Genomic DNA, 2,438 nt, shown 5'->3' with positions numbered 1-2,438 from the left:
GAGGGGATGCGGAGCGGGGTTCCGTTTTGCAGGTGGAGGGTGTTGCGCGCGGTGTCGGGTTGGATTTCGAGCGCGGGGTGGTTGCCTTCGAAGTCGGAGAGATACAGGTTGGCCGCTTCAAGTGTGGAGCCTCCGGGTGTTTCGCGAAACCACCAGGTGAGTGTGTGACGACCGGGTGGGAGTTTGAAATTGGCAGTGGTGAGGCTGGTGCGGTGGGTGAAGGGATCACCGCGGTCGAGATCGAATCGGAAGGCGGGTGCGGCGGCGTGCCATGTGTCGAAGTCGAGCGTGGCCATTTTTTGACGGCGGCGCATGAGTTCGGTCGCGGTGAGTTCTTTGCCTTGCACGAGTCGCCAATGAAGCGGGTAGAGCCAGGGGGTGGCGAAACGGGGTTTGTAGTCGGTGCGGGTGGCGCGGGCAAGGAGGGCGTCGTAGGGTGCGTGTTGCGCGAAGTCGCCGTTGGGGAGCGTGTCGGCAGCGGCTTTCCAGAGGAGGTCGCGGGTGTCGCGGACAAAGGCGGCTTCGTCGAAGGTGGAGAGTTCGTTGCCGACAGGAAGGACGGCGGCACCAAGGATGTTTTCGGGGCGTTCGGAGTTGGTCATGGCGTTGGCATAAAGGGCGCGCCGGGCAAAGTGCAGCCAGCGGGTGTCCCCGGTGAGTCGGGAGTAGGCGGCAGTGACGGGATAGAGAAAGGCTCCGCGTCCGTTGGCGTATTCGGTGGCGAGGAGGGGGTGGGTTTGTTCGGCAGGAAGGCCGGGCCAGAGTTGTTCGAGGTGGAAGCGGTAGGTGGGGGCGAGGTCGAGGGCGTGGTGGTATTCGCGTTGGATGTGGGCGAGGAGGCGGGTTTGGAGCGCGGGGGTGTCGGCGACGAGAGCGTGCATTTGGAGGAGTCCTTCGAGTCCGTACCAGGCGGCGAAGGGAACGTAGCCGCTGGCGGGCCAGTAGAAGAGGGAGGCATCGCGGGGGGCCGGGGTGAGTTGCATGAGCTCAGGCGGACGTCCGGGGGCGGCGGCGGAGGTGAGGATGGATTCGGTGTGGTCGAGCTGGCGGAGGAAACGGTCGCGGTAACGGGTGTCTCCGGTAAGTTGATACGCACGGGAGAGGGTCATGAGGAAGAAACCGAGGTTGCGCCCGTAAGAGATGTCGCTGTCGGCGGGCGGGATGGCGAGCATGGTGGCGAGGTTTTGGTGGATGACTTCGCGGGTGCGGCGGGAGCCGGTAAGGAGGTAGTGGGCCATGATGCCTTCGGGCCAGGCGTGGCCGAAATCGTGTCCGCCGATGGTGTGGTTGACGGAGTGTGTGATGGTGCGGCCAGTGACTTGCTGGATGTCCACGTCGCGGTAGTGGTTGGCGCTGACAAGGCCCTGGCGATAAATTGTATCGTCGTTTTCAATACGCGAGCCGCGAAGGATGGCGGCGTAGTCGCGGTAGGATTCGAGGTTGGCCCAGCCGCCGTCGCCGCCGGCGTCACCGTAGTCAAAGAGGCCGTAATAGTGGTTTTTTTCGATGCTGTTGGGGGATTGGCCGAGGAGGGCGTCGGGTGAGGAGAGGCGTTGTTCGATGAAGGGGAGGCGGTCCGGGCTGGCGGGGGCAAGGGAGGGGAATATGTTGGTTTTGGCGAGCCAGTCGGGAGAGACGCGGACGGTGATGGTTTGGTCGTCGATTTCAGAATTGGAGGGTGCGGTGGCGCGGCGGAGTTGGAAATGGCGGGTGATGGAGAGGCCGGGGGACCATTCGAGTCCGATGACGGGGGCGGTGGGCCAGATGTGGGCGGCGAGGCGTCCGTCGGGGCCGACGGCGAGCATGGTCGGGTGTTGTTGCCAGGCGTTGTGGATGCCGAGAGAGATGGTGGCGTTTTGGGATTTGGAGTTGAGAGGGAGGGCGAGCCAGAGGGGGCCGCGTTCGCCGGGGCGGGTGTCGGCAAGCTGGCGGTCGCGGACGAGGGAGCGGGACCATTGGCTGGTGGAAAAGGTGTAAGATTGGAGGGCGGCGAGTCCGGTGGGGCCGAGGGGAGCGTCGGTCCAGGGAAGGGTGACGCGAGTGGCGGGGCTGATGCCGGTGGCGTGGGTGACAAAGGCGACGTCGCGGAGGGCGATTGTGTCGCGGGCGGTGGTGCTGTTGATGAGCGTGAGTTCGATGTCGGGGCCGGGTTGGTTTTTCCAAAAATGGAGGCGGCAGGTGAATTGGAGGAGGGCGTGGCGTCCGTCTTCGGTGGCGAGGAGACCGCGGCGGGCGATGGTGGTGCGGACGGGTCCGGATTGTTCGATTTCGGTGATGACGCGCGGGCTGTATCGGGAACTGTAATACGCGCCGTCGGAACCGGTGGCGTCGATGGTGGCACGGGTGAAAACGGTGTCTCCGGTGGCGGTGTCGCGGATGAATTCCCAGAGGGAGCCGCTGTCGGGGTCGATGACGGCTTCGTGGCCGGCGAAGGGGAT

At 64.8% G+C, this 2,438-nt stretch carries 1 protein-coding gene; it reads right to left on the bottom strand.

Annotated elements, in window-relative coordinates; translation table 11 throughout:
- The coding region (locus tag OBACDRAFT_RS16575) for a hypothetical protein (RefSeq protein WP_043587564.1) at positions 1 to 2,438 on the bottom strand (2,438 nt) is incomplete at both ends.

This window comes from Geminisphaera colitermitum TAV2 (assembly GCF_000171235.2).
Taxonomy (GTDB): Bacteria; Verrucomicrobiota; Verrucomicrobiia; order Opitutales; family Opitutaceae; genus Geminisphaera; species Geminisphaera colitermitum.
This window is presented reverse-complemented; position numbering and strand designations above follow the sequence as displayed.